General features: G+C 65.6%; 23 protein-coding genes and 3 pseudogenes. 16 read left to right on the top strand and 10 right to left on the bottom strand.

Annotated features, from left to right (window positions below):
• Window positions 1-40: 40 nt before the first annotated feature.
• Window positions 41-445, top strand: a pseudogene (locus H5V43_RS14530) (TolC family protein); the annotation flags it as partial.
• A 32-nt stretch (window positions 446-477) separates the two neighbouring features.
• Here the strand turns inward: H5V43_RS14530 and H5V43_RS14535 are convergent.
• The gene (locus H5V43_RS14535; RefSeq protein ID WP_013039114.1) at window positions 478-1,071 is read right to left on the bottom strand and encodes a recombinase family protein; all 594 of its coding nucleotides are present in this window, start codon (window positions 1,069-1,071) and stop codon (window positions 478-480) included.
• 139 nt (window positions 1,072-1,210) lie between these two features.
• Here H5V43_RS14535 and H5V43_RS14540 point away from each other — a divergent pair, with 139 nt between their 5' ends.
• Together H5V43_RS14540 and H5V43_RS14545 are read left to right on the top strand one after the other, a co-directional pair.
• Window positions 1,211-4,168, top strand: a complete 2,958-nt coding sequence (locus H5V43_RS14540; protein WP_011627729.1) for a Tn3 family transposase — start codon at window positions 1,211-1,213, stop codon at window positions 4,166-4,168.
• A 39-nt stretch (window positions 4,169-4,207) separates the two neighbouring features.
• Window positions 4,208-5,215 (top strand): annotated as a pseudogene (locus H5V43_RS14545) (TolC family protein); the annotation flags it as partial.
• Window positions 5,216-5,348: 133 nt separating this feature from the next.
• Here H5V43_RS14545 and pal read toward each other — a convergent pair.
• The 6 genes from pal to H5V43_RS14575 all read right to left on the bottom strand — a co-directional run bounded on the left by pal (window position 5,349) and on the right by H5V43_RS14575 (window position 9,979).
• Window positions 5,349-5,861: a peptidoglycan-associated lipoprotein Pal gene (pal, locus tag H5V43_RS14550; protein ID WP_044660423.1), complete on the bottom strand. Its 513-nt coding sequence runs from the start codon at window positions 5,859-5,861 to the stop codon at window positions 5,349-5,351.
• A gap of 114 nt (window positions 5,862-5,975) precedes the next feature.
• Window positions 5,976-7,289 carry a Tol-Pal system beta propeller repeat protein TolB gene (tolB, locus tag H5V43_RS14555; protein ID WP_044660422.1) on the bottom strand — a complete coding sequence of 438 codons (1,314 nt, stop codon included), beginning with the start codon at window positions 7,287-7,289 and terminating at the stop codon, window positions 5,976-5,978.
• Between the two features lie 32 nt (window positions 7,290-7,321).
• Complete coding sequence (locus tag H5V43_RS14560) at window positions 7,322-8,284, bottom strand: cell envelope integrity/translocation protein TolA (protein ID WP_025549798.1); 963 nt, start codon at window positions 8,282-8,284, stop codon at window positions 7,322-7,324.
• Window positions 8,285-8,302: 18 nt separating this feature from the next.
• The gene (tolR, locus tag H5V43_RS14565; RefSeq protein ID WP_025549797.1) at window positions 8,303-8,770 is read right to left on the bottom strand and encodes a protein TolR; all 468 of its coding nucleotides are present in this window, start codon (window positions 8,768-8,770) and stop codon (window positions 8,303-8,305) included.
• A 22-nt stretch (window positions 8,771-8,792) separates the two neighbouring features.
• Window positions 8,793-9,512: a protein TolQ gene (gene tolQ / locus H5V43_RS14570; protein ID WP_025549796.1), complete on the bottom strand. Its 720-nt coding sequence runs from the start codon at window positions 9,510-9,512 to the stop codon at window positions 8,793-8,795.
• Window positions 9,509-9,979: a YbgC/FadM family acyl-CoA thioesterase gene (locus tag H5V43_RS14575; protein WP_025549795.1), complete on the bottom strand. Its 471-nt coding sequence runs from the start codon at window positions 9,977-9,979 to the stop codon at window positions 9,509-9,511. The genes tolQ and H5V43_RS14575 overlap by 4 nt, the downstream gene beginning before the upstream one ends.
• 179 nt (window positions 9,980-10,158) lie before the next feature.
• Here H5V43_RS14575 and H5V43_RS14580 point away from each other — a divergent pair, with 179 nt between their 5' ends.
• On the top strand, window positions 10,159-11,037 hold the full coding sequence (locus H5V43_RS14580) for a 3-hydroxybutyryl-CoA dehydrogenase (RefSeq protein ID WP_099185407.1): 879 nt from the start codon (window positions 10,159-10,161) through the stop codon (window positions 11,035-11,037).
• Between the two features lie 50 nt (window positions 11,038-11,087).
• On the opposite strand, the gene pspF is transcribed toward H5V43_RS14580, so the two are convergent.
• Complete coding sequence (pspF, locus tag H5V43_RS14585) at window positions 11,088-12,104, bottom strand: phage shock protein operon transcriptional activator (RefSeq protein ID WP_025549794.1); 1,017 nt, start codon at window positions 12,102-12,104, stop codon at window positions 11,088-11,090.
• 175 nt (window positions 12,105-12,279) lie between these two features.
• Here pspF and H5V43_RS14590 point away from each other — a divergent pair, with 175 nt between their 5' ends.
• From H5V43_RS14590 to H5V43_RS14630, 9 genes and pseudogenes are all read left to right on the top strand, one after another.
• Window positions 12,280-12,453: a hypothetical protein gene (locus H5V43_RS14590; protein WP_165363315.1), complete on the top strand. Its 174-nt coding sequence runs from the start codon at window positions 12,280-12,282 to the stop codon at window positions 12,451-12,453.
• Window positions 12,454-12,491: 38 nt separating this feature from the next.
• Window positions 12,492-13,160, top strand: coding sequence for a phage shock protein PspA (pspA, locus tag H5V43_RS14595; protein WP_025549793.1), 669 nt, complete (start codon window positions 12,492-12,494; stop codon window positions 13,158-13,160).
• A 3-nt stretch (window positions 13,161-13,163) separates the two neighbouring features.
• Window positions 13,164-13,460 carry an envelope stress response membrane protein PspB gene (gene pspB / locus H5V43_RS14600; RefSeq protein WP_025549792.1) on the top strand — a complete coding sequence of 99 codons (297 nt, stop codon included), beginning with the start codon at window positions 13,164-13,166 and terminating at the stop codon, window positions 13,458-13,460.
• Window position 13,461: 1 nt separating this feature from the next.
• Window positions 13,462-13,842, top strand: a complete 381-nt coding sequence (gene pspC, locus H5V43_RS14605) for an envelope stress response membrane protein PspC (RefSeq protein WP_025549791.1) — start codon at window positions 13,462-13,464, stop codon at window positions 13,840-13,842.
• 203 nt (window positions 13,843-14,045) lie between these two features.
• A pseudogene (locus H5V43_RS14610) lies at window positions 14,046-14,294 on the top strand (hypothetical protein); the annotation flags it as partial.
• Between the two features lie 31 nt (window positions 14,295-14,325).
• Window positions 14,326-14,577, top strand: a complete 252-nt coding sequence (locus tag H5V43_RS14615; RefSeq protein WP_025549790.1) for a hypothetical protein — start codon at window positions 14,326-14,328, stop codon at window positions 14,575-14,577.
• 28 nt (window positions 14,578-14,605) lie between these two features.
• Window positions 14,606-14,839: a hypothetical protein gene (locus H5V43_RS14620; RefSeq protein ID WP_025549789.1), complete on the top strand. Its 234-nt coding sequence runs from the start codon at window positions 14,606-14,608 to the stop codon at window positions 14,837-14,839.
• Between the two features lie 203 nt (window positions 14,840-15,042).
• A complete protein-coding gene (locus tag H5V43_RS14625) occupies window positions 15,043-15,471 on the top strand; it encodes a SufE family protein (protein WP_025549788.1) in 429 nt (142 codons plus the stop codon).
• Window positions 15,472-15,540: 69 nt separating this feature from the next.
• Window positions 15,541-16,035 carry a hypothetical protein gene (locus H5V43_RS14630; protein ID WP_025549787.1) on the top strand — a complete coding sequence of 165 codons (495 nt, stop codon included), beginning with the start codon at window positions 15,541-15,543 and terminating at the stop codon, window positions 16,033-16,035.
• 52 nt (window positions 16,036-16,087) lie between these two features.
• Here H5V43_RS14630 and ggt read toward each other — a convergent pair whose 3' ends face one another.
• Window positions 16,088-17,788, bottom strand: a complete 1,701-nt coding sequence (ggt, locus tag H5V43_RS14635; RefSeq protein ID WP_025549786.1) for a gamma-glutamyltransferase — start codon at window positions 17,786-17,788, stop codon at window positions 16,088-16,090.
• A 48-nt stretch (window positions 17,789-17,836) separates the two neighbouring features.
• Window positions 17,837-18,874: a quinone-dependent dihydroorotate dehydrogenase gene (locus H5V43_RS14640; RefSeq protein ID WP_025549785.1), complete on the bottom strand. Its 1,038-nt coding sequence runs from the start codon at window positions 18,872-18,874 to the stop codon at window positions 17,837-17,839.
• Window positions 18,875-19,339: 465 nt separating this feature from the next.
• Between H5V43_RS14640 and H5V43_RS14645 the strand changes: the two genes are divergently transcribed.
• The 3 genes from H5V43_RS14645 (at window position 19,340) to sufB (ending at window position 22,255) form a co-directional block, all read left to right on the top strand.
• Window positions 19,340-20,170 (top strand): helix-turn-helix domain-containing protein, encoded by an 831-nt coding sequence (locus H5V43_RS14645; RefSeq protein ID WP_037483008.1) that lies wholly within the window; start codon window positions 19,340-19,342, stop codon window positions 20,168-20,170.
• A gap of 106 nt (window positions 20,171-20,276) precedes the next feature.
• A complete protein-coding gene (locus tag H5V43_RS14650) occupies window positions 20,277-20,774 on the top strand; it encodes an RrF2 family transcriptional regulator (protein WP_025549783.1) in 498 nt (165 codons plus the stop codon).
• Window positions 20,771-22,255, top strand: a complete 1,485-nt coding sequence (gene sufB, locus H5V43_RS14655; protein ID WP_025549782.1) for a Fe-S cluster assembly protein SufB — start codon at window positions 20,771-20,773, stop codon at window positions 22,253-22,255. The genes H5V43_RS14650 and sufB overlap by 4 nt, the downstream gene beginning before the upstream one ends.
• Window positions 22,256-22,315: the final 60 nt, after the last annotated feature.

Below are 22,315 nucleotides of genomic sequence, written 5' to 3' on the forward strand. Positions count from 1 at the left end.
GGCTCTTGGCACCTTTTCATCGGGGAGAGGTGGGGCGAAGATGTGGACGCCCTTTCTGGCCTTGGCGCTGGCCGCCTGCGCCACCGCGGGCCCGGACTATCGCCCGCCGGAAAAGTCCGCCGCAACCGCCCCCGCCGCGCAGGGCGCTTTCCTGTCGGCGCAGGACCCCAGCTTCAGCAATGCCGAACTGCCCGATCATTGGTGGCGGCTCTACGACGATCCCCGGCTCGACGCGTTGGTCGAACAGGCGCTCGCCGCCAACACCGACCTACGCGTGGCGGATGCGAACCTGACTGCGGCGGAGGCGGTGCTGCGCGAGGCGGAGGCCGGGCGCACCGTCGGCACCACGGTCAGCGGCGGCGGGACGCTTGCCCGGCCTTCCGGCACGGCGGAGAGCCTGCCGGGCGTGGTCGGCTATGATCTGGGCCTTGCCGCCTCCTATCCGGGGTGACTGCACGAAAGTGACTTATCTGCACGCTAAGAGCGAACGGACCGGGAACGCTGGGACTTTGTGTTCTTCTCCGTGGCTTCGAGGGCTTTGTAGAGGGCGGTTTTGCCGATCTTGAGGCGCGCGGCGGCCTCGCGAACTGTGAGGCCGGAAGCGATATGTTCGCGCGCCTTGCGGAGCTTGTCAGGTGTGACCACTGGCCGCCGCCCACCGGGGCGACCTCGCTCGCGAGCGGCCTTGAGGCCTGCATGGGTGCGCTCCCGGATCAGATCGCGCTCAAACTGGGCAAGCGAGCCGAAGATGTTGAACACCAGCATCCCGCCCGAAGTGGTGGTGTCGATGTTCTCGGTGAGCGAGCGGAACCCGATACCTCGCGTCGCTAGCTCGCCGACCTTCTCAATCAGATGGCTCATCGAGCGCCCAAGACGGTCGAGTTTCCAAACCACCAGCGTGTCGCCGCTGCGCAGATAGGCGAGCGCCTCGGCCAGGCCGGGCCGATCGGCTTTTGCACCAGATGCGTGATCGTCGAATATCCGGTCGCACCCGGCCGCGTTCAGCGCGTCGAGCTGGAGTGAGAGCTTCTGGTCTGCCGTCGAGACGCGCGCATAGCCGATCAACGCCACATGCAGCCCAATCCTGTCCGTTTTCCCATCATTATCTGATCTTGTCCGAATCGCCGTTATAGGTCCAGAGTTAACGGACATATTCCTGCTGGCCGCCAGAGGACCGTCTGACGGACAAGGACGCGGAAGGAGATAGTGCTTGGCGAGACGGCGACTGGTGAGCGCGGAAATCTGGGCAGGGCATTATGGCGCGCCGCTCGATGAGCGCGAGATTGCGCGGCACTATACGCTGACCGGTGACGACCTGGAAATTGTCGGCCGCCGTCGCGGCGATGCCACCCGGCTCGGCTACGCGATGCTCCTACTCTATATGAGATGGCCTGGCCGTGCGCTGGAAGCGGGTGAAGTCCCGCCCGCTCCTGTGCTCGCCTATGTGGCGCAGCAACTCGGCGTCGCGCCCGAAGCCTTCGCGGACTATGCCCATCGGGACCAGACCCGTCGCGAACATCTCGTTGAAATCCGACGATCGCACGGGTTCAGGATTTTCGACCGCAAGGCTTTCCACGAAGTTGTCGCATTCTCGATCCCGATCGCACAGACCATCGTCCACCCCGGCCAGATGGCGGGGGTCATCGTTGACGAACTTCGGCGCCGGCAGATCCTCCTGCCTTCTTCATCGGTTCTCGAAGCGGTACTCCGGCGTGCTCGCCAGCAGGCCGAACAGCTTACCTATGAAGTGCTCACGAACGGCCTGCGGCCCGATACGCTGCAGGGGCTGGACGATCTGCTGGCCCGACGAACAGGGCAAGCCGCGACATGGCTATCCTGGCTGCGCAATGCACCACAGTCGCCGGCAGCGCGCAACATCCTACGCCTGATCGAACGGCTCACTCATATCCGCGCGCTGGATCTCGATCGCGCCCGTGCCGACATGATCCCGGCTTTGACTTTTGACAGGCTGGCGGACGAAGGCAGCCGGATCACACCCCAGCACCTTGGCGAACTCAATGCCCTGCGCCGCCATGCGACGCTGGCGGCGCAGGGCATCCGTCTTGAGGAAAGCCTGACCGATGCCACCCTGACGATGTTCGACAAGCTGTTGGGCAGCATGTCGCGTCGCGCCGAGAACCGGACCCGTGACAAAGCCCTCAAGACGGTGCGCGAGTTGCAAGGCCATCTCCGGACGCTCACAGGGTCTTGCCGCATTCTCATCGAAGCGCGCACCAACGGTGTGGACTCTCTGGCGCAGATCGAGGCGCTGGATTGGCAGCGCTTCGCCGTGGCGGTCGCGCGGGCCGAAGTACTCGGGCGACCGGAAACCGTCGATCGCACCGCTGAATTGATCGAGCGGCATCGCACGGTGAAGCTCTTTGCCGGTGCCTTTCTCAACACCTTCGAATTTCGCGGCGCCGGTGCGGTGCAGGGACTCCTGTCGGCGCTTACCATCATCGCGGAGCTATACCGGACCGGCAAACGGCGCTTGCCTGATCGCGTGCCGCTGCGCTTTGTGCCCTCCGCATGGCGGCCGTTCGTCCTGCGGGACGGCATCGTCGATCGCGCCGCCTATGAACTATGCGCCTTGTCCCAGCTACGGGAGCGGTTGCGAGCGGGAGACATATGGGTCTCGGGAAGCCGCCAGTTCCGCGATTTCGATAGCTACCTCATCCCGCCGGCCACCTTCGACGCGCTTCGCGAGAAGGGGCCGTTGCCGCTCGCCATCGAAACGGACTTCGATCGTCATATCGAGGAAAGGCGCGCCAGGCTCGACACGGCGATCGAACAGGTGACGGTCCTCGCCCGACAGGGCGAGCTGCCCCAGGTCAGGCTTGACGAAAGCGGCCTTATCATCTCGCCGCTGAAAGCGGCAACGCCACCCGCCACCGAGATTGCCCGTCGCGCTGCCTATGACCGACTGCCGCGCGTGAAGATCACCGATCTCCTGCTTGAGGTCGATGCCTGGACCGGGTTCAGCGAATGCTTCATCCATCGGCGTTCGGGCCGGGAGGCCGACGACCGCAATGCGCTGCTCACCGTCATCCTTGCCGATGGCATCAATCTCGGCCTCACACGCATGGCGGAAACCTGCCGAGGCGCAAGCCTGCGCCAGCTCGCCCATCTCCACGACTGGCACATCAGCGAGGCCGCCTATGGTGAAGCGCTGGGAAGGCTGATCGACGCCCATCGCGCCATGCCGCTCGCCGCGCTGTGGGGAGACGGCACCACCTCGTCGAGCGACGGACAGCAATTCCATGCCGGGGGCCGTGGCGCCGCAATCGGCGACATCAACGCGCGCAGCGGCAACGAACCGGGCGTTGCCTTCTACACCCATGTCTCGGATCGATATGACCCCTTCGCGACCCGGGTAATCGCGGCGACCGCCGGCGAAGCTCCCTATGTGCTGGATGGCTTGCTGTATCAGCAGACCGGCCTGACAATCGAGGAGCACTACACCGATACAGGCGGTGCATCGGACCATGTGTTCGGCCTTATGCCCTTCTTCGGCTACCGCTTCGCGCCGCGCCTGCGCGACATCAAGCAGCGTCGTTTGCACCTCCTTCCCGGCCAGGAAGCCGGCCCCTTGCTTGCCGGCATGACGGCCGAACCGATCGCATTGGGTCATGTCGCGGCGCATTGGGATGAACTGCTGCGGTTCGCCACATCGATACGCACCGGCACCGCCACCGCTTCGGCGATGCTTCGCCGCCTGTCCGCCTATCCGCGACAGAACGGACTGGCCCTCGCGATGCGCGAGCTGGGCCGCCTCGAACGCTCGATCTTCATGCTCGACTGGCTGCGCGACATTGATCTGCGCCGGCGTACCCAGGCGGGCCTCAACAAGGGCGAGGCCCGCAACGCGCTCGCACGCGCGCTCTTCTTCAACCAGCTCGGCGAATTGCGTGATCGGCGGTTCGAGAACCAGACCTATCGCGCCTCCGGCCTCAACCTGCTCGTCGCCGCCATCATCCTGTGGAACACCCGCTATCTCGAAGTGGCGCTGGCTGATATCGGCACGCCCGACGAAATCGCACGTCACGTCGCGCCATTGGGCTGGGAACATATCTCGCTCACCGGCGACTATAGCTGGAATGTTGAAGATCGGCCCGATCCGGATGTCCTGCGGCCACTGCGCGCCATCAGTTCGTTGCTCGCCGCGTAACGTTCACCATACGTTCGCGCTTAGCGTGCGGATGCGTCACTTTCGTGTAGTCACCCCTATCCGCTCGACCTCAACGGCCGGATCAGGCGCGCGATAGAGGCGAGCACCGCCGACCTGGAAACGGTCGTGGCGGCGCGCGACTATGTGCGGGTCAGCGTGGCGGCCGCCACGGCCAGGGCCTATGCGCAGGTCTGCGCCGCCAATTATTCGCTGACCGTCAACCGGCGCGTCGTCGCGCTTCAACGGGAGACGCTCAATGCCACCCAGCGGCTGTTCAGGGGCGGGCGCGGCACCGCCTTCGACGTCAGCCGGGCGCAGGCGGCGGTCGACGCCAGCGAGGCGAGCCTTCCCGCCTTCGATGCACAGCGGCAGAGCGGACTCTATCTGCTGGCGACGTTGCTGGGGCGATCGCCCGCGGATTATCCCAGGGAAGTGGAGGGCTGCGCGACGCTGCCGGCGCTGAACGCGCCCATGCCCGTGGGCGACGGCGCGGCGCTGATCCGGCGGCGGCCCGACATCCGGCAGGCGGAACGCAGCATCGCCGCCGACACCGCCCGCGTCGGGGTGGCGACCGCGGACCTCTATCCGCAGGTCAGCATCGGCGGATCGCTGGGGCTCGCCGGACCGCTCAAAAGCTTCGGTTCGGGCACCAGCTTCGGCATGAGCCTGGGACCGCTGCTGAGCTGGAGCTTCCCCAACCGGCCTGTCGTCAGGGCGCGGATCGCGCAGGCCGATGCGCAGGTACAGGCCGATCTGGCTCGTTTCGACGGGACCGTGCTGGAGGCTTTGCGGCAGACGGAAACGGCGCTGGAAAGCTACCGCCGCCATGCCGAACAGACGGCCGCGCTCGACCGGGCGCGGGACAGCGCAGGCGTTTCGGCGGCGCAGGCGGGCAAGCTGTTCCGCTTCGGACGCGGCGATTTCCTGTCCCTGCTGGACGCGCAACGCTCGCTCGCCAATGCGGAGGCTTCGGCGGCGGCGGCGCGGGTGCAGTTGGTGCAGGACCAGATCGCCATCTTCCTCGCTCTCGGCGGTGGCTGGTCGTAAGCTGGTTTGACCAGATCAAAGCGCAACATGCTCCTGCGCGGGAACTGGCTGCCATTCAAAGGGGAAAAGAACACCCGCCGATCCTGGGGACCGGCGGGTCATGGAGCTGTTGGGACTCCAATGCTTCACGGGATCAATATTGGACGGTGACCGTCACCGCGCGGCGGTTCTGCGCCCAGGCCGCTTCGTCCGAACCCAGGGCGGCGGGACGTTCCTTGCCATAGCTGACGGTGGTGATGCGGCCAGCGTCGATGCCCAGCGACGCGAGATAGTTCTTCGCCGCATTGGCGCGGCGCTCGCCCAAGGCGATATTATAGTCGCGGGTGCCGCGCTCGTCGGCATGACCCTCTATGGTCACGCGGACATTGGGGTTCTGTTGCAGCCAAGCGGCCTGGCTCTGCAGTATCTGCTGATCCTGCGCGTCGACATCATATTGGTCGGTGTCGAACAGGATGCGGTCCGACGAGACGGAAGCCACGAAATCCTCCTGGCTGCCCTTGACCGGGCCCGAAGGCGTCGCCGGTCCGCCGGTCTGGGCCGAACCGTCGCCGCCGGGGGCAGGCGGCAGTTCCTGCGGCGGCTTCTTGGAACAGGCGGCAAGGGCTATGACGGCGGTCGCCATCAGCAGGGGACGGGATAGTTTCATCGGGTTGCTCCTCAACATGGTCTGAAAGTCGTTACGCAGTCGGGACGATTCGGTTCCGATATGATGCAGATCGGGAGCGTGGGCAGTCCGCCCTGAGTGGGATGGCCGCGCATATCAGGGCAGCAAGGGCCCCCAGGCCGGATCGGAACCGCTGAGCGGCGTCGGAATCCGCCGTTCATTCACCCCGGTCAGGTCGACCTGCCACACCTGGCTGCTGCCCTCCCGGCCCGGCGTGGTGCGGAAATATTGCAGCACCCGGCCATTGGGCGACCAGCTCGGCTGCTCATCCTGCCAGCCATTGGTCAGGATGCGCTCATTGTCGCCGGTCGGCGTCATGACCGCGATCTTGAAGTCGCCCGAAATCTTGGTGAAGGCGATCAGGTCGCCGCGCGGGCTCCATTCGGGCGTCGCATAGCGGCCGCCGCCATGGCTGATCCGGCGCTGGCCCGAACCGTCTGCGTTCATGACGTAGATCTGCTGGCTGCCGGAGCGGTCGCTTTCGAAGACGATCTGGCGGCCGTCGGGCGAATAGCTGCCGCCGACATCGATGCCCGGCGCCGTGGTCAGGCGCACGGGCGCGCCGCCGCTGGCCGAAACGCGATAGATGTCCGTATTGCCGGCGATCGCCATGGAAAAGAGGATGTTGCGGCCGTCGGGCGACCAGCGCGGCGCGAAGGTCGGATTGTTGCTTTCCGTCACCAGCCGCTGCCGTCCCGTGCCGATGTCATAGACATAGATGCGGACCCGGTTGTTCAGATAGCTCACATAGACGATCGACTTGTAGTCGGGCGAAAAGCGCGGCGTCAGCGCGATCGACTGGCCATTGGTGATGAAACGGTGGTTCGCGCCGTCCGAATCCATGATGGCGAGGCGCTTGGTGCGGTTCCCCTTGGGACCACTTTCCGCGATATAGGCGATTCGGCTGTCGAAGAAGGGGCTTTCCCCCGACAGGCGCGCATAGATGGCATCGGCGCATTTATGCGCGGCCCGCCGCCAGTCGCGGGGCGCGACGACATAGCCCTGCCGCGTCAGTTCCTGCTTCAGCGCCACGTCGTAGAGATAGCAGCCGACGGTGATGTCCGCCTCGCCCCCGGTGGTGCGGACGAAGCCCTGCACCAGCGCCTGATAGGCGCCCCATTTATCGTAGGCGGGATTGGTGACTTCGGGAAAGGCGATGGTCGGGATGCCGCCGGGGCCAGAGGGATCGAACAGGCCCGACCCCTTGAGGTCGGCGGCGATCACCTCCGCGATCTTGCGGCCCAGTTCGGTGGAACCGCCTGCGGGCGTGGAGACTTCCGCCTGCGCCGGCAGCGCGGGGACGACGATCTTGAGGTTGGAGGAGGATTCGTCCGTCACATCGACGCTGAGCTGCGCGGAAGCGGCGGGCGCGAACGCCAGCAGCAGCGCCCCCAGCGTGGCGCCGAACATGGCTCGGGCCTTTCCTGTCCTGAAGGGTCGGGTCATTGCGATAGCCTCTTGTCGAAGGAGATGCGGAGGGATTTCCAGCCATCATAAAGAGCGGGCGGCAGCTTGAACGGCGCGGCCAGGCGGATCGCCTTCACCGCCAGTTCCTGATGCAGCGTCACCTGCGTGCGGTTGCTGGCGGTGATGCCGGTGGTGTTGACGACCTGCGGCTGCCCCGCGAGCGAACCGTCGCGGGCAAGCTGCACGTCGACGAAGGTGCGAAGCTGCTCGATGTCCGCGCCGCTGGGGGATTTCCAATAGGGCTTGAGCTGGCGGCGGATTTCCGCGTCCAGCGCGGCCTTCTGCGCGGGACCCATGGCGGCGGCGGGCGGCGGCGCGGGCTTGCGCGGCGCGTCATCCTCGGTGTCGATGCCCTTCAGGAAATCCTTGCCCAGCAGCGATCCCTTGGGCTTGTCCGCCTTGCCCTGTCCCGAAGCGCGGGCGGGCGCGTCGGACCTGGGCCTGGCGGCGGGCTTCTGCGATGCCTTGGCGGGCGCGGCGGCGGCTGGCTTGGGTTTTTCCGGCGCAGGCTTGGACTTGGCGGGGGCGGGTTTTTCCGCCGCCGGCTTGGGCTTCGGCTTGGCGGCGGGCATATCCTTCTTCGGCGGAGCGGGCGCGGGCTTGGGCGGCGCCGGCTTTGCCACCGGCTTGGGCGGCGCGGGCCGGGGAGCCGGCCGCGCCGGGGTCGGCTCGGGCTGCGGCGCCGGCTCGGGTTCCGGCGCAGGCGCGGCATCCTCGGTCGGGCCCTGCTCCGGTGCAACGCTGGGCGGGGGCGGCTGGGTCGACACCTGCGGCGCCGTCGACTTCAGCGCCACCTCATCCACCAGGCTGACGTCCATGGGCGGCGAATTGAGCTTCAGGGGGTTGGGAGTGGCCAGAAAGCCGGACGACAGCAGGCCGAACAGCAGGACATGTCCCGCCGTCGCCACGCCAAGGCCGATTTTCTCTGCGCGATCCATCGCCACGACCTATGGCCCCTATTCTGAACCGCTGCTGACAGCGGAACCGCCTTCGGAACCGGTGCTGACCAGCGCGACCTTGTTGAGTCCCGCCCGGTTCAGCTCGCCCATGACCAGCATCACCCGGCCATAGTCCAGTCCCTTGTCGGCGCGCAGGAAGATCTGCGGCGGTTCGGCCTTGCCGGCGTTGGCGGACATGATCTCGGCCAGGCGGCCGGGCAGTTCGGCGTCGCTGATCTGCGCGTCGTCGATGAAGACCCCGCCGTCGCGATCGATCGACACCACGGTCGGCTTCTGGTCCTGGTCCAGCCCCTTGGCGCGGGTTTCGGGCAGGTTCACCGGCACGCCCGTGACCAGCAGCGGCGCCGTCACCATGAAGATGATCAGCAGCACCAGCATGACGTCGACCAGCGGCGTGACGTTGATGTCCGCCATCGGCGCGCGGTGACGGCCGCGCCGGCCGGAGGGAGGTCCGGACATGGCCATCAGCGCGCTCCTCTTTCACCCGTCACCGCTGCGCCTCCAGCTCGCGGCTCAGCGTCGAATAGAAGCCGTCGGCAAAGCGCGTCAGCCCCGATTCCATCCGGTTGATGCCATGGCTGAAGCGGTTGTAGGCGATCACCGCCGGGATTGCCGCGAACAGGCCGATGGCGGTGGCGAACAGCGCCTCCGCAATGCCCGGCGCCACGACCGCCAGGCTGCTGTTCTGCTCCGCCGCGATGCTGGTGAAGGCCCGCATGATGCCCCATACCGTGCCGAACAGCCCGACGAAGGGCGCGACCGACCCGATGGTGGCCAGGATGTTCAGCCGGTCCGACAGGCGGTCGACCTCCGCCGCGATGGTGCTGGACATGGCGGTCGACAGCCGGTCGCGGGTGCCCTCCCGGTCGATCACCTTCTGCGCGGTGGAGCGGCGCCATTCGGTGACGCCTGCGGCCATCACCCTGGCGGCGGGGAATTCCGCCTTGCCGCGGGCTTCGTAGAAGCGGTCTATATCCTCCGCCTTCCAGAAATCCTGCTCGAACGCCCGGCTCTGCCAGCTCGCCTTGCGCAGGGTGAAGCTGAAGCCGATGATCATCGCCCAGGTCCAGATGCTGGCCAGCAGCAGGCCCAGCATCACCACCTTCACGACGATGTCGGCCTGAAGGAACAGGGCCAGCGGCGAAATGGTGGCGGCTTGCGCGGCATTGCCGACCGCAAGGCCAACGTCGGGCATCGAAAGGCTCATGGGTTGATGTCTTCCCCTCTCATCAAACGGCTGAAAATGTCGGTCCAGGGCTTGGGTTGCCGGCGCGGGCGGCCCTGGGGCGTCAGGAAGGCGACGGAAACATCGCCTTGCGTCAGTATTTCCCTATCGCGCATGACCGTCTGATGAATGGAACATGAAGCGGCGCCGACTTTGGTGACGCGGCTCACGACCATCAGGTCATCGTCCAGCCTGGCGGGGCGGCGGTAATGGAGCTGAAGGTCGGTGACGGCATAGACGCCCTCTCCCCCCTCCAGATTGCCGCGCTGGTCGATCCCCGCGATGCGCAGCATGTCCGACCGCGCCCGCTCCATATAGCGCAGATAATTGGCGTGATAGACGAGGCCGGACAGATCGGTGTCCTCGAAATAGACGCGCAGCGGGAAGTGATGCACGGCGGCAATGAACCTTCCGGTCGCCGGCGCGGGCAGCAGGTCTGAAACGGACATGCCGGGGCTTTTAACCATCAAGCAGGCGCGGCGCAAAGCGGGAAATCACAGAAAGATCAGCGCTCCGCCGACCGTCCGGGGCTTTCCGTCCGCTTTCGCCCGTGCGGAAGCTCTGGCGGCCCGCCTGCCATGGCGCTACGGGGACGGCGAACAGGATTCAGTGCAGGAGGGTTTCGGCAATGACGGATATTCGGACCGTGGGCGTGATCGGCGCGGGCCAGATGGGCGCGGGCATCGCGCAGGTGGCGGCGCAGGCGGGCTATGAGGTGATCCTGTCCGACATCGACCTGCCCCGCGCGCAGAAGGGCCGCGACGGCATCATCCGTCAACTCGCAAAGGCTGTGGAAAAGGGCAAGCTGGCGCAGGCCGACGCCGACGCCGCCATCGCCCGGATCACGCCGGTGGGCGAAGTCGCGCCGCTGGCCGCCTGCCAGCTGGTGATCGAAGCCGCGACCGAGCGGGAAGAGATCAAGCGTTCGATCTTCGCCAATGTCGGCGCCCTGCTGGCCGGCGATGCGATCCTCGCCTCCAACACCTCCTCCATCCCGATCACCCGGCTGGCGCAGGCGGCGCCCGACGCGGGGCGCTTCGTGGGCGTGCATTTCTTCAACCCGGTGCCGGTCATGGCGCTGGTCGAGGTCATTTGCGGCCTCGCCACCAGCGCGGAGACGGTGAGCGCGGTGGAGGGCTTCGCCGCCAGCCTGGGCAAACAGGTCGTCCATGCCTTCGACGCGCCGGGCTTCGTGGTGAACCGCATCCTGCTGCCGATGCTCAACGAGGCGGTGTTCGCGCTGGGCGAGGGCGTGGGCAGCGTGGTCGACATCGACAAGGGCGCGATGCTGGGCCTCAACCATCCCATGGGTCCGCTGACGCTGGCGGATTTCATCGGCCTGGATACCTGCCTGGAAATCTGCAAGGTGCTGCAGAACACGACCGGCGATCCCAAATATCGCCCCGCGCCGCTGCTGGTGAAATATGTCGAGGCGGGCTGGCTCGGGCGGAAGACCGGCAAGGGCTTTTACGATTATTCGGGCGCGGAGCCGGTGCCGACGCGTTAAGGAAGACGTGGAAGATTGAGTGCTCCTGCCTTCGCAGGAGCATGTTTTCCCTACCCCGCGCTCAACCCATGTTTCTTCATGCAATGGCGAAGCTGGTCATAGGTCAGCCCCAATCCCTTCGCCGTCGCGCGCTGGTTGTAGCGGTAGCGCTCCAGCGCCGCCCTCACGATGGCGGCCTCATGCGCATCGACGGCGGATTTGAGGTCGGTGATCGCGTCATGGCCGTTCGCTATCTGGACGGCTGACGGACCCGCCTCCGCCTCCACCCTTGCCGGCATCAACGCCTTGGGCTTCCATGGCGAGGCGAAGGGATCGAACACGATCGCCGCGACCGGCCGCCCGGGCTCATTCCAGCGATAGACGGCCCGTTCCACCACATTGCGCAGCTCGCGCACATTGCCGGGCCAGTCATGCGCCTCCAGTTCGGCCATGCAGGCGGCAGAAAAGCCCGGCCATTGCGGCCAGCCGATCTCCGCCGCCATGCGCCGCCCGAAATGATCGGCCAGCACCGCGACATCCCCCTCCCGCGCCCGCAGCGGCGGCAGGGTGATCACCTCGAAGCTCAGCCGGTCCAGCAGGTCGGGCCGGAACCGCCCGGCATCGGCGGCGGCGGGCAAATCCTCATTGGTCGCCGCGACGATCCGCACGTCGACGGTCATGGGCTTTGACGCCCCGATCCGCGTCACCTCGCCATATTCGATGACCCGCAGCAGCCGCTCCTGCGCCGCCATGGACAGCGTGCCCAGCTCGTCCAGAAACAGCGTGCCGCCATCGGCTTCCTCGAACCGCCCCGCCCGTGCCCGCGCCGCGCCGGTGAAGGCGCCCTGTTCATGGCCGAACAGTTCCGCCTCGATCAGCGTTTCGGGCAGGGCCGCGCAGTTCATGACGATCAGCGGTTCGTCCCAGCGCGGCGAGAGGTGGTGAAGGCGCTCGGCGATCAGTTCCTTGCCGGTCCCGCGTTCGCCGATGACCAGGACCGGCCGGTTGAGTTCTGCCGCCCGCCCGGCCTGCTCGACCGCATCCAGAAAGGCCAGCGACTGGCCGACGAACTGGGTATTTTTCTCCATCCCCAACTTATGGTGAAATTTCCCATCTTTCGGCAAGCCCAATATTCGGACAATCGTAAAAAACCGCGAAATTCCGCCATTTCCGCAAATTGGCACGGCTTCTGCAAAGTCGGAAAGCGAAGCCGCTGACGCATCAAGCGGCACATCGACGAAGGCCAAGGTTCAGGAGTTTATCATGGAAAAGCAAAGCAACAGCGTTCGCGAAATCGGCCAGTTCCTGTCCGTCGCCATCGCCTCCGTCCTGTTCGGATCGACCCTGATCCTTTCGGCGGTAGGCCCGGCCCGCGCCAGCGAAATCCCGATGCTCGCGAACAAGGAATGCCCCGCAGCCTTGCACTATCTGGCGTAAGGCCTGCCTAACAAGTTCGTACCAGGAGTGAAGTTCAAATGGGTATTTTCTCCCGCACCCGCGACATCATCGCCGCCAATGTCACCGACCTGCTCGACCGGGCGGAAGACCCGGCGAAGATGATCCGCATGATCATCCTCGAAATGGAGGAGACGCTGGTCGAGGTGCGCGCCTCTGCTGCCCGCACCATTGCCGATCAGAAGGAAATGCGGCGCCACATCGCCAAGCTTCAGGGCCTGCAGGACAGCTGGACGGAAAAGGCCCAGCTCGCGCTCAGCAAGGACCGCGAAGACCTTGCCAAGGCCGCGCTGGTGGAAAAGCAGAAGGCAGCCGACATGGCGGAGCAGCTTTCCCATGAGATCGGGGTGCTGGACGAAGCGCTGCGCGCCTCCGAAGAGGACATCGCAAAGCTCCAGGCCAAGCTGCGCGAGGCGCGCGCCCGCCAGAACAGCCTTGTGACCCGCATGGAAAGCGCCCAGAATCGCCTGCGCGTCCGCGAAGCCTATGCCGGCGAGAAGGTGAACGACGCCTTCGCCCGCTTCGACATGCTGGAACGGCGGGTCGACATGGCCGAAGGCCGCGCGGACGCCATGGGCCTTGGCGCCCAGCCCAAGACGCTGGAGGAAGAGATTGCCGAGCTGAAGGCCAGCGACAAGGTCGATGCCGAACTGGCCGCGCTCAAGGCGTCCATGAACAAGGGAGAGTGACGCATGGAGGACGTGTTCCTGCCCATCATGATCTGCGGCATGCTGTTCATCGGCATGCCCTGGCTGATCTTCCACTATGTCACCAAGTGGAAGCAGGCGCCCAAGATCACCGATGAGGACGAGAAGCTGCTGGACGAGCTTCACCTGCTCGCCCGGCGGCTGGAGGAGCGGCTGCAGACGGTCGAACGGATCGTCGCCGCCGACAACCCCGATTTCCGCCCCGCCCGTCCGTCGCAGGACGATGGCTATGAGTTCGACCGCCCATATCCCGAACGCCAAAATCCCGACAGGAGGAATTGAGATGGCTGCCCGTCGCACCAAATTCTATCTCGACAAGCAGAACGGCAAATGGATGGGCGTCTGCGCCGGCATTGCCGACTATACGGGGATCGACGTGCTGTGGGTCCGGGTCGGCGCCGTGCTGGTGACGCTGATGGGGGCCTTTCCCTGGACGCTGATCGCCTATTTCGTCGTCGCCTATTTTGCCGAGAACAAGCCGCTGGGCCTCTATGCCGACCGCGACGACCAGAAATTCTGGCAGGGCGTGCGCACCAATCCGGCGCGCTCCACCCGCGACGTGCGGTCCAAGTTTCGCGACATCGACCGGCGCCTGGCCGACATCGAAACCTACTATACCAGCCGCAACACCCGGCTGGCGGATGAGATCGACAGCCTGCGCTGACGGAATCGCATCGCCTACGCCGTTTATCGAACGGGCTTGGGAGCCTGTCGAAAAGCCGGCCAATTTGTCTGAGAAATCCAACATCTGATGGGCCGCGCCCATGGGGAGCGGAATGAGGGAGGTTTGCCATGTCGGAACAATTCGCGATGTTCGCGCAACTCGCGCCGCTGATCGCGATCTGTACCGGGATCGGTGTGGGCTGATGGATCTTTACCACCTGGCTGCGGATCAAGCATGGTTATCCGTTGGATGGGGCCTGGGGCCAGGCCGTCTATCCCCGGGCGGGCAATGAGGCGATGGAACGGATCAGCCTGCTGACCCAGGAAAACGCCCAGCTTCGTGCCGAACTCGGATCGATGAAGGACAGGCTGGCCGTGGTCGAGCGCATCGTCACCGATGAAAGTCACGCATTGAACAGGGAAATCGAGCGCCTGCGCGGCCCCGCCAACTGAAGGGCCCCACGCTCAGCAAGGGAAAAAAGTCATGAATCCGTTCGAAATGGTCGTCGCCATCGTCGCCATAGCGGCAATCGCCAGCGTCGTTCGCGCCAAATATGGCATCGTCCGCCGCCACAAGGGCGAGGAACTGGTCCAGCGCGGACCCGATCCGGAAGCCGAACGGCTCCGTGCGGAGGTGAAGGCGCTGAAGGACCGGGTCGCCGTGCTGGAACGGCTGGCCACGGACAGCAGCACCGCGCTGGACCGCGAATTCGACAAGCTCCGGGATCGCGACTGACGCGGCCCACCATCACAGGGAGGACGATATGCAGGACCCCCTCATCACTTTGACATTGGCGGTCGCGGGTCTGACCGGACTCGCCATCGTCGCCGCCACCGCCCTGCGGGGATGGAATGGCTGGCTGGACCTGAAGCGCGCGGAACTCGCCCGCGGAACGGACGAGGCAGCACCACCCTCCACCGCGACGCGGATCGAGGTGGCCGACCTCAAGGAACGCATCCGCAAGCTGGAAGCGATCGCCGCGGGCGTGGACCTCTGAAAATCCGATGCTCCCCCTCCCGCGAGGGGGGCGGGGGCAGGGGCGGGGGCAGAGGGCGGACGCGATGGCGGCGCAGTCGCTTCCATCCTTCCCGGACAGGCCAACCGGTTTGCTCCGTCTGGCTCTCCAACCTGCCTCAAGGGGGACGGAGCAGCAGCGGAAACCGCCTTCCCCCGCCCGATTTTACCCCTATATGGGCGGCCATGACCCAATTGCCCGTCCTTGCCGATCTGGTCGAAGAATATGAATTTCTCGATGCCGACGACCGCTATCGCCTGCTGATCGATCTGGGCAAGGCGCTGGAGCCGATGCCCGACGCGCTCAAGACCGACGCCACGCTGGTCCGGGGCTGCTCGGCGGCGGTCTGGGTCTATCCGACCGTGATCGACGCCGGTTCTGCCGGCGGGGGACGGCTCCACTTCCTGGCGGACAGCAATGCGGCGATCACCAAGGGGATCATCGCGCTCGTCCTCCTCACCGTGCAGGACCAGCCGCCCGCGGCCATCGCCGCCACGGACATCGAAGGCGCGCTGGCGCCGTTCGACCTGCGCAACCAGTTGAGTTCCAATCGGACGCAGGGCATTCCCAACATGATCGCGCTGATCCGGGAAACCGCAGCCCGCTATAGCTGAGCGGAGGGAAACCCCGCAGGGGCCATGCGTTCTCCTTCCGACAACGAAACGGACAGAAGGAGAAACGCGATGCGATCGATAGCGGTGCTTGCCGCCCTGGGGCTGATCGCGGCCTGCTCATCTTCCGAGGACAAGGGACCGACGCAGCGCGACCAGATCGGGCAGGTCTGGAAATATGAGGGCGGCGAGGGCGGAAAGCCCAAGGTCGCCTATATCGGCAGCGCCAATGCGGTCCAGACCATGACCGCGGCCGACACCTTCGGCGTGCTGCTGGTCCAGCCCATGCAGGAGGGCGGGGCGGATGTGACGGTCAAGCTGGTCGGCGCGCCCTTCACCTGCGACCTGTCGGACTGCAAGGTCACGGCGGTCACGGAAGACGGCAAGACCCATGAATGGAAGGGCCGGATGACCGAGAACAAGGACGGTATCGAAGTCCTGCCCGCCGCCGGGGCCTATGACGCGATCAAGGACAGCCGGACGATCAAGGTGAACCTGGTGGTCGGGCCGAAGGACAAGGTCTTCCCCTTCCAGTTCAACGTCGCCGGCCTGGATTTGAAGGGGTAGCCTGCCCGGAGCACCATGCTCCCGCGCGCGAACAGGGTGCGCCGAAGGGGCGTCACTCCTGCAACGACACGCCCGGGCTGCGCGGATCGGCGCCGCCGACCCAATGGCCGTCCGCCGTCCGCTCCGCCGCATTGGCCTTCAGGCCGAAGCGGCTGACCGATACCTTGTGCCCCAGCTTCTCCAACGGCGCCTTCATGCCCTCCAGCGACGTGCCCTGTTCCACGACCAGACCGTCCCGGTCGAAGAACAGGAATCCCAGGGCGATCGAATCCTGCGCCGACATCCCCCAGTCGAAATGCGCGATCAGCGCCTTGGCGACCTGCATGATGATGGTCCTGCCGCCCGCCGCCCCGATGGTGAAGACCGGGGTTCCCGCCGCATCATAGACGATGGTGGGCGACATGGACGACAGCGGCCGCTTGCCCGGCTCGACCCGGTTGGCGACCGGCGCGCCGTCCTTTTGGGGGGTGAAGCTGAAATCGGTCAGTTCATTGTTCAGGATCACGCCATTGGCGACGAGCTGGCTGCCGAAGAAGCTCTCTATGGTGGAGGTCCAGGCGGCAATATCGCCATTGCGGTCCACCGCGACGAAATGGCTGGTGCCCGATTCCGGCTGAGGCCGGGCGGCGGTGCGCTTCTCCGCGCCCGGGGGCGTGCCGGGGCGATAGTCGTTCAGCGCCCTGCCCATGCCGATCAGCGCCGAACGCTGCTTCAGATAGCCGGGATCGATCAGCCCCGCGATGGGCACGGACACGAATTCCGGGTCGCCCAGCCAGGTGTCCCGGTCGGCATAGGCGAGCCGCATCGCCTCCCCGATGACATGCCAGGACCGGGGATCGTCCTTGCCCCATTGCGCCAGCGGGAATCGCTCCACCATGCCCAGCACCTGCAGGACGGTGATGCCGCCCGCCGAGGCGGGCCCCATGCCGCAGACCGTATAGGCGCGATAGGGGCCGCAGACGGGCTTGCGCGGCTTCGCCCGATAGACGGCGAGGTCGGCCTCCGTCATCGGCACCGGGTTTTTCGGCGCGTTTGTGACGGTTTCGGCCATCATCCGGGCATTGTCGCCCCGATAGAAGGCATCCGGTCCCTCCGCCGCGATCCGCTTGAACAGCGCGGCAAGCGGCGGATTCTTGAGGATCGTGCCCATCGGCGCCGGCTTGCCGTCGATCCAGAAATATTTCTGGATCTCCGGAAAATCGGCCCAGACCGGGGCAACCGCTTTCATCGCCGTGTCGAGCCGCTGGCGCACCTCGAATCCCTGTTCGGCAAAGCGGATGGCGGGCTGGAACAGTTCGGCCCAGGGCAGCTTGCCCCATTTGCGATGCGCGTCCCAGGCAAGGCGGACATTGCCGGGCACGCCGACGGAATAGCCGCCCGGCCAGGCTTCGCGGAAGGAGAGGGGCTGGCCGTCCGCCCCCATGAAACGGTCGGGCCGCGCCGCCGCGGGAGCCGTCTCCCGCCCGTCGATCGATTCTAGCACGCCGGTCCGCCCGTCATGATGCATCAGGAATCCGCCGCCGCCGATGCCGCTATTATGCGGCTCCACGACATTCAGCGTCAGCATCATGGCGATGGCGGCGTCGGTGGCGCTGCCGCCCTTGCGCAATATTTCCTGCCCCGCCTCCGCCGCCCGGGGATCGGCGGCGGACACGGTGGCGTTGACCGCGACCGGCTCCCGCGCGGCGAGCGGAGAGGGGGAAAGGGCATGAAGGGTGAAGGCAGCCAGCAGGCCGGAAAGGCGAAAAGTCATGTCCGGCACCCTAGTCGCTGCGTTGCGGTTCGCAACCCATAGGACGGATCAGGCGTCGATACCCACTATCTCGCTGATATTCCCCACGCCGTCGCGCGCCATCAGCGCCTTGATCCCGGCATTGATCCGGCGGGCGAGATAAGGCCCCTCATAGACCAGCGCGCTGTAGAGCTGGATCAGGCTGGCCCCCGCCCGGATGCGGGCATAGGCCTGGTCCGCCGTGGCGATCCCGCCCACGCCGATCAGCGGCAGCCGCGTGCCCAGCGCCCGGCGGAAGTCGCGCAGCCTTTGCAGCGCCAGATCGTGCAGCGGCGCGCCGGACAGGCCGCCAGCCTCCCCCGCCAGCGGAGACTGCAGCGACGGCCGGGAAATGGTGGTGTTGGACACGATCAGCGCGTCGATCCGGTGGTCGATGCAGGCGGCGGCAATATCCTCCACATCGGCGGGCTCCAGGTCCGGGGCCACCTTCAGGAAGACCGGCGTCCGATTCGCCCCCCGCGCCGCCATGACCGCGCCCAGCAACTGGTCCAGCGCCGCCCGGTCCTGAAGCGCGCGCAATCCCGGCGTGTTGGGGGAGGAGATATTGACCGTCAGATAATCGGCCAGCGGGGCCATGCAGGTGACGCCGGTGGCATAGTCCGCGATCCGGTCGGCCGCATCCTTGTTGGCGCCGATGTTGATGCCGATGACGGGGCCGCCCGGCCGCCTGCGCTTGGCGATCCGTTCCGCCGCCGCCGCCTGGCCGCCATTGTTGAAGCCCATGCGGTTGATCACCGCCCGATCCTCCGCCAGGCGGAACAGCCGGGGCAGGGGATTGCCCTGCTGGGGCAGGGGGGTCAGCGTCCCCAACTCGGCAAAGCCGAAGCCCAGCCCGTGCATCTTGTGCGCGATCAGTCCTTCCTTGTCATAACCCGCCGCCAGGCCCACCGGATTGGGAAAGGCGATGCCCGCCACGGTCTGCGCCAGCATCGAATCGGGTTCCAGCGCAGGCGGCACCGGCATCAGGCGCAGCATCTTGATGGACAGATGATGGGCGCGCTCGGCGTCCAGAGCGAAAAACAGGGGGCGGATCAGGCGGTACGACATGGCCGCGCTATGCCAGCGCGGACGGCCGGCGTCGAGTCGCTGTTGCAACGCGGCAACAGTAAGGAAGGAACGGCATTTCTTAACAAGATTCCGTGGATTCGTCCCGTTTTGGTCCGGCCGATGTCCGATCCATCCAATAAAATTTCCCCGATTCGGACGTAAGAGAGTCCTGCGACCCGAAGGCTCTAGGCCATATGGCTGACGAGACCTTTTCCTGACCCGGCGGTGAAAACCGCCGGGTCGTTTTTACAGGAACCCCCGTTCAATCGTCTCCGGACAAGACGGAAAGTGGCATCCCGTCAAGCATAGCCCTTGCACCTTCACCCCGATGGCGCATATTGCGTGCTGGGGTGAAATATGCGGTCGCATAAAGGCGGGGCGCCCGGGGGGGCGTCGAATATCACGGCAAGAGATGGTCATGCGCCGCTGTCCTATACCGTCGACGCGGCACAGGGACCGGTTCGGTTGCGCTATTTCGCGCCGCCCGAACAACTCAACGCCTATTTCGGTTCGCTTTATATCTTTACCGAAACGGCCGAACATTATTCGGATGTGACACGCGCCGACGTACCGCAACTTCGCTTCATGCTGGACAATAGCGGCAATTATCATTTCCACGACGGAACGATGTTGCCGACGCCCGAAGTCTGCCTTTTGGGTCCGACCATGGGCGCGACCCGCTTCGAACTGACGGGGCCGGGCCGGGTGGTCGGCATTTCGCTGCTGCCGGCGGGATGGATCGCCCTGCATGGGGGGGATGCCAGCACGCTCACGGATCGCGTGCAGGAAATGGCGCATCTTGGCGGCTACCGCGATTTGCTCGACCAGCTCCGCGCCACCGACGATGCGGAGGGGATGGCGGCGCTTTGCTGGTCCTTCCTGTCGGAAAGGCTGGTCCCGCTGCCGGAATCGACATGGCGTCTGCTGGAGGCGGTGGATGGCTGGCTGATGGGCGAAGGGTCCCCGCGGATCGAGACGCTGGCCGACATCACCGGCCTCTCGCCGCGCCAGCTCGCCCGGCTCACCAACAAATATTATGGCTGCCCGCCCAAGCTGCTGGCGCGCAAATATCGGGCGCTCCGATGCAGCGCGCGGATCGCGCTGGATCATGAAAGCTGGCAGGCGCTGTGCGACGACGGGCGTTTCTACGACCAGTCGCATTTCATTCGGGAGATCAAGCATTTCATCGGCCTGACCCCGCATCAGTTGCAGACCGAACCCAGCGCCGTGGCGCAACTCACCCTGCTGCGCCGTTCGCTGGGCGGAGACGTGGCCGTGATCAACCGTTTCAGCTAAGCCTTCGTCCCAAGCAAAAATGCCTTGATTCCGGGCGCGGGCGGGACCACATGCGCAATCGGATTGATTCGATCCGATTTGAGAATGGTTCGCAAGACGCAGGGTCATGAGGCTTTCGAGTTTCGCAGATTATGCCGTGGTGCTGATGTCCGCCGCCGCCCGCCATTGCGGAGCGGGCGCTGGGCTTGACCCTGCGACCAACAAATATGTGAAGATGAACGCGACCACGCTCTCCGCCGAAACCGGCATTCCCCTGCCCACCGCGCAGAAGCTGGTGAGCCGCCTGTCGGCCGCCGGACTGCTCGAATCGAGCCGGGGGACCGGCGGCGGCGTGCGCCTCAGCCGCCCTCCCGCCGCGATCACCCTGGCCGATGTGGTGGAGGCGGTGGAAGGCCCCATCGCCATGACCGCCTGCACCGAAATGGGCGCGCATGACTGCTCGCTGGAGCAGGACTGCCGCGTCCGTCCGCACATGAATGTGGCGAACAATGCGATCCGGTCGGCGCTCGCCGCCGTCACCATCGCAAGCCTCGCCAGAGAAGTCACCCCGCCTCCGTTCGTTTCGGGCGAAGTCGAGAAACGAGTTGCAGAGCAGACGCTATGACCGAAGAAGCCACCACCGTTCGCAACCTCGAAGCGCAGGAGGCCGCCGATCGCGCCTCCACCTACGAACATGGCTGGTCCTCCGCCATCGAGCAGGACTTCGCGCCCAAGGGGCTGAACGAGGATACGGTCCGCTTCATCTCCGCCAAGAAGCAGGAGCCCGAATGGCTGCTGGAATGGCGGCTGAAGGCGTTCGCCATGTGGCGGCAGATGGAAGCGCCGGACTGGGCCAAGCTCAACATCCCGCCGATCGACTATCAGGACGCCTATTATTACGCCGAGCCGAAGAAGAAGGCGGAACTGGAGTCGCTGGACGAACTCGATCCGGAAATTCGCGCCACCTATGAGAAGCTGGGCATCCCCATTGCCGAGCAGGAAGTGCTGGCGGGGGTGAAGAACAGCCGCAAGGTCGCCGTCGACGCGGTGTTCGACAGCGTCTCGGTCGCCACCACCTTCCGCAAGGAGCTGGAGGAAGCGGGCGTCATCTTCCGCTCGATCAGCGAGGCGGTGCGCGAATATCCGGACCTTGTGAAGAAGTGGCTGGGCAAGGTCGTGCCGATGCACGACAATTATTTCGCGACGCTCAACTGCGCGGTCTTCTCCGACGGCACCTTCGTCTACATCCCCAAGGGCGTGCGCTGCCCGATGGAGCTTTCCACCTATTTCCGCATCAATGCGGAGAATACGGGCCAGTTCGAACGCACGCTGATCGTCGCGGATGAGGGGAGCTACGTCTCCTATCTCGAAGGCTGCACCGCCCCGATGCGCGACGAGAATCAGCTTCATGCGGCGGTCGTGGAACTGGTCGCGCTGGACGATGCGGAGATCAAATATTCAACCGTCCAGAACTGGTACCCCGGCGACGAGAACGGCAAGGGCGGCATCTATAATTTCGTGACCAAGCGGGCGCTCTGCCAGGGCCGCAACTCGAAGGTGAGCTGGACTCAGGTGGAAACCGGCTCCGCCATCACCTGGAAATATCCAAGCTGCGTGCTGAACGGCGAGAATAGCGTGGGCGAGTTCTACTCTGTGGCGCTGACCAACAATCTGCAGCAGGCCGACACCGGCACCAAGATGATCCACAACGGCAAGGGGTCGCGTTCGACCATCGTGTCCAAGGGGATCAGCGCCGGGCGGTCGAACAACACCTATCGCGGGCTGGTGCGCGTCGCGCCGGGCGCGGAGGGCGTGCGCAACTTCACCCAGTGCGACAGCCTGCTGCTGGGCGACCAGTGCGGCGCGCATACCGTGCCCTATATCGAGGTGCGCAACCCCTCGGCGCAGATCGAGCATGAGGCGACGACCAGCAAGATCAGCGACGACCAGCTTTTCTACGCGATGCAGCGCGGGCTGGACCAGGAAGCGGCGGTCAGCCTGATCGTCAACGGCTTCGCGCGCGAAGTGCTGCAACAACTCCCGATGGAGTTCGCCGTCGAGGCGCAGAAGCTGCTGGGCATTTCGCTGGAGGGGTCGGTCGGTTGAGGGAGTTGACGCCTCTCGATCAGGCAAGCCGTCTAAACTCCCCTCCCCTTCAGGGGAGGG

The organism is Sphingobium fuliginis, from assembly GCF_015074805.1.
Taxonomy (GTDB): domain Bacteria; phylum Pseudomonadota; class Alphaproteobacteria; order Sphingomonadales; family Sphingomonadaceae; genus Sphingobium; species Sphingobium fuliginis.

Coding starts and splice junctions, on each gene's coding strand:
- pal (WP_044660423.1), bottom strand. CDS start 5,861: ATGAAACTATCCCGTCCCCTGCTGATGGCGACCGCCGTCATAGCCCTT.
- tolB (WP_044660422.1), bottom strand. CDS start 7,289: ATGTTCGGCGCCACGCTGGGGGCGCTGCTGCTGGCGTTCGCGCCCGCC.
- H5V43_RS14560 (WP_025549798.1), bottom strand. CDS start 8,284: ATGGATCGCGCAGAGAAAATCGGCCTTGGCGTGGCGACGGCGGGACAT.
- tolR (WP_025549797.1), bottom strand. CDS start 8,770: ATGGCCATGTCCGGACCTCCCTCCGGCCGGCGCGGCCGTCACCGCGCG.
- tolQ (WP_025549796.1), bottom strand. CDS start 9,512: ATGAGCCTTTCGATGCCCGACGTTGGCCTTGCGGTCGGCAATGCCGCG.
- H5V43_RS14575 (WP_025549795.1), bottom strand. CDS start 9,979: ATGTCCGTTTCAGACCTGCTGCCCGCGCCGGCGACCGGAAGGTTCATT.
- H5V43_RS14580 (WP_099185407.1), top strand. CDS start 10,159: ATGACGGATATTCGGACCGTGGGCGTGATCGGCGCGGGCCAGATGGGC.
- pspF (WP_025549794.1), bottom strand. CDS start 12,104: ATGGAGAAAAATACCCAGTTCGTCGGCCAGTCGCTGGCCTTTCTGGAT.
- H5V43_RS14590 (WP_165363315.1), top strand. CDS start 12,280: ATGGAAAAGCAAAGCAACAGCGTTCGCGAAATCGGCCAGTTCCTGTCC.
- pspA (WP_025549793.1), top strand. CDS start 12,492: ATGGGTATTTTCTCCCGCACCCGCGACATCATCGCCGCCAATGTCACC.
- pspB (WP_025549792.1), top strand. CDS start 13,164: ATGGAGGACGTGTTCCTGCCCATCATGATCTGCGGCATGCTGTTCATC.
- pspC (WP_025549791.1), top strand. CDS start 13,462: ATGGCTGCCCGTCGCACCAAATTCTATCTCGACAAGCAGAACGGCAAA.
- H5V43_RS14615 (WP_025549790.1), top strand. CDS start 14,326: ATGAATCCGTTCGAAATGGTCGTCGCCATCGTCGCCATAGCGGCAATC.
- H5V43_RS14620 (WP_025549789.1), top strand. CDS start 14,606: ATGCAGGACCCCCTCATCACTTTGACATTGGCGGTCGCGGGTCTGACC.
- H5V43_RS14625 (WP_025549788.1), top strand. CDS start 15,043: ATGACCCAATTGCCCGTCCTTGCCGATCTGGTCGAAGAATATGAATTT.
- H5V43_RS14630 (WP_025549787.1), top strand. CDS start 15,541: ATGCGATCGATAGCGGTGCTTGCCGCCCTGGGGCTGATCGCGGCCTGC.
- ggt (WP_025549786.1), bottom strand. CDS start 17,788: ATGACTTTTCGCCTTTCCGGCCTGCTGGCTGCCTTCACCCTTCATGCC.
- H5V43_RS14640 (WP_025549785.1), bottom strand. CDS start 18,874: ATGTCGTACCGCCTGATCCGCCCCCTGTTTTTCGCTCTGGACGCCGAG.
- H5V43_RS14650 (WP_025549783.1), top strand. CDS start 20,277: ATGAGGCTTTCGAGTTTCGCAGATTATGCCGTGGTGCTGATGTCCGCC.
- sufB (WP_025549782.1), top strand. CDS start 20,771: ATGACCGAAGAAGCCACCACCGTTCGCAACCTCGAAGCGCAGGAGGCC.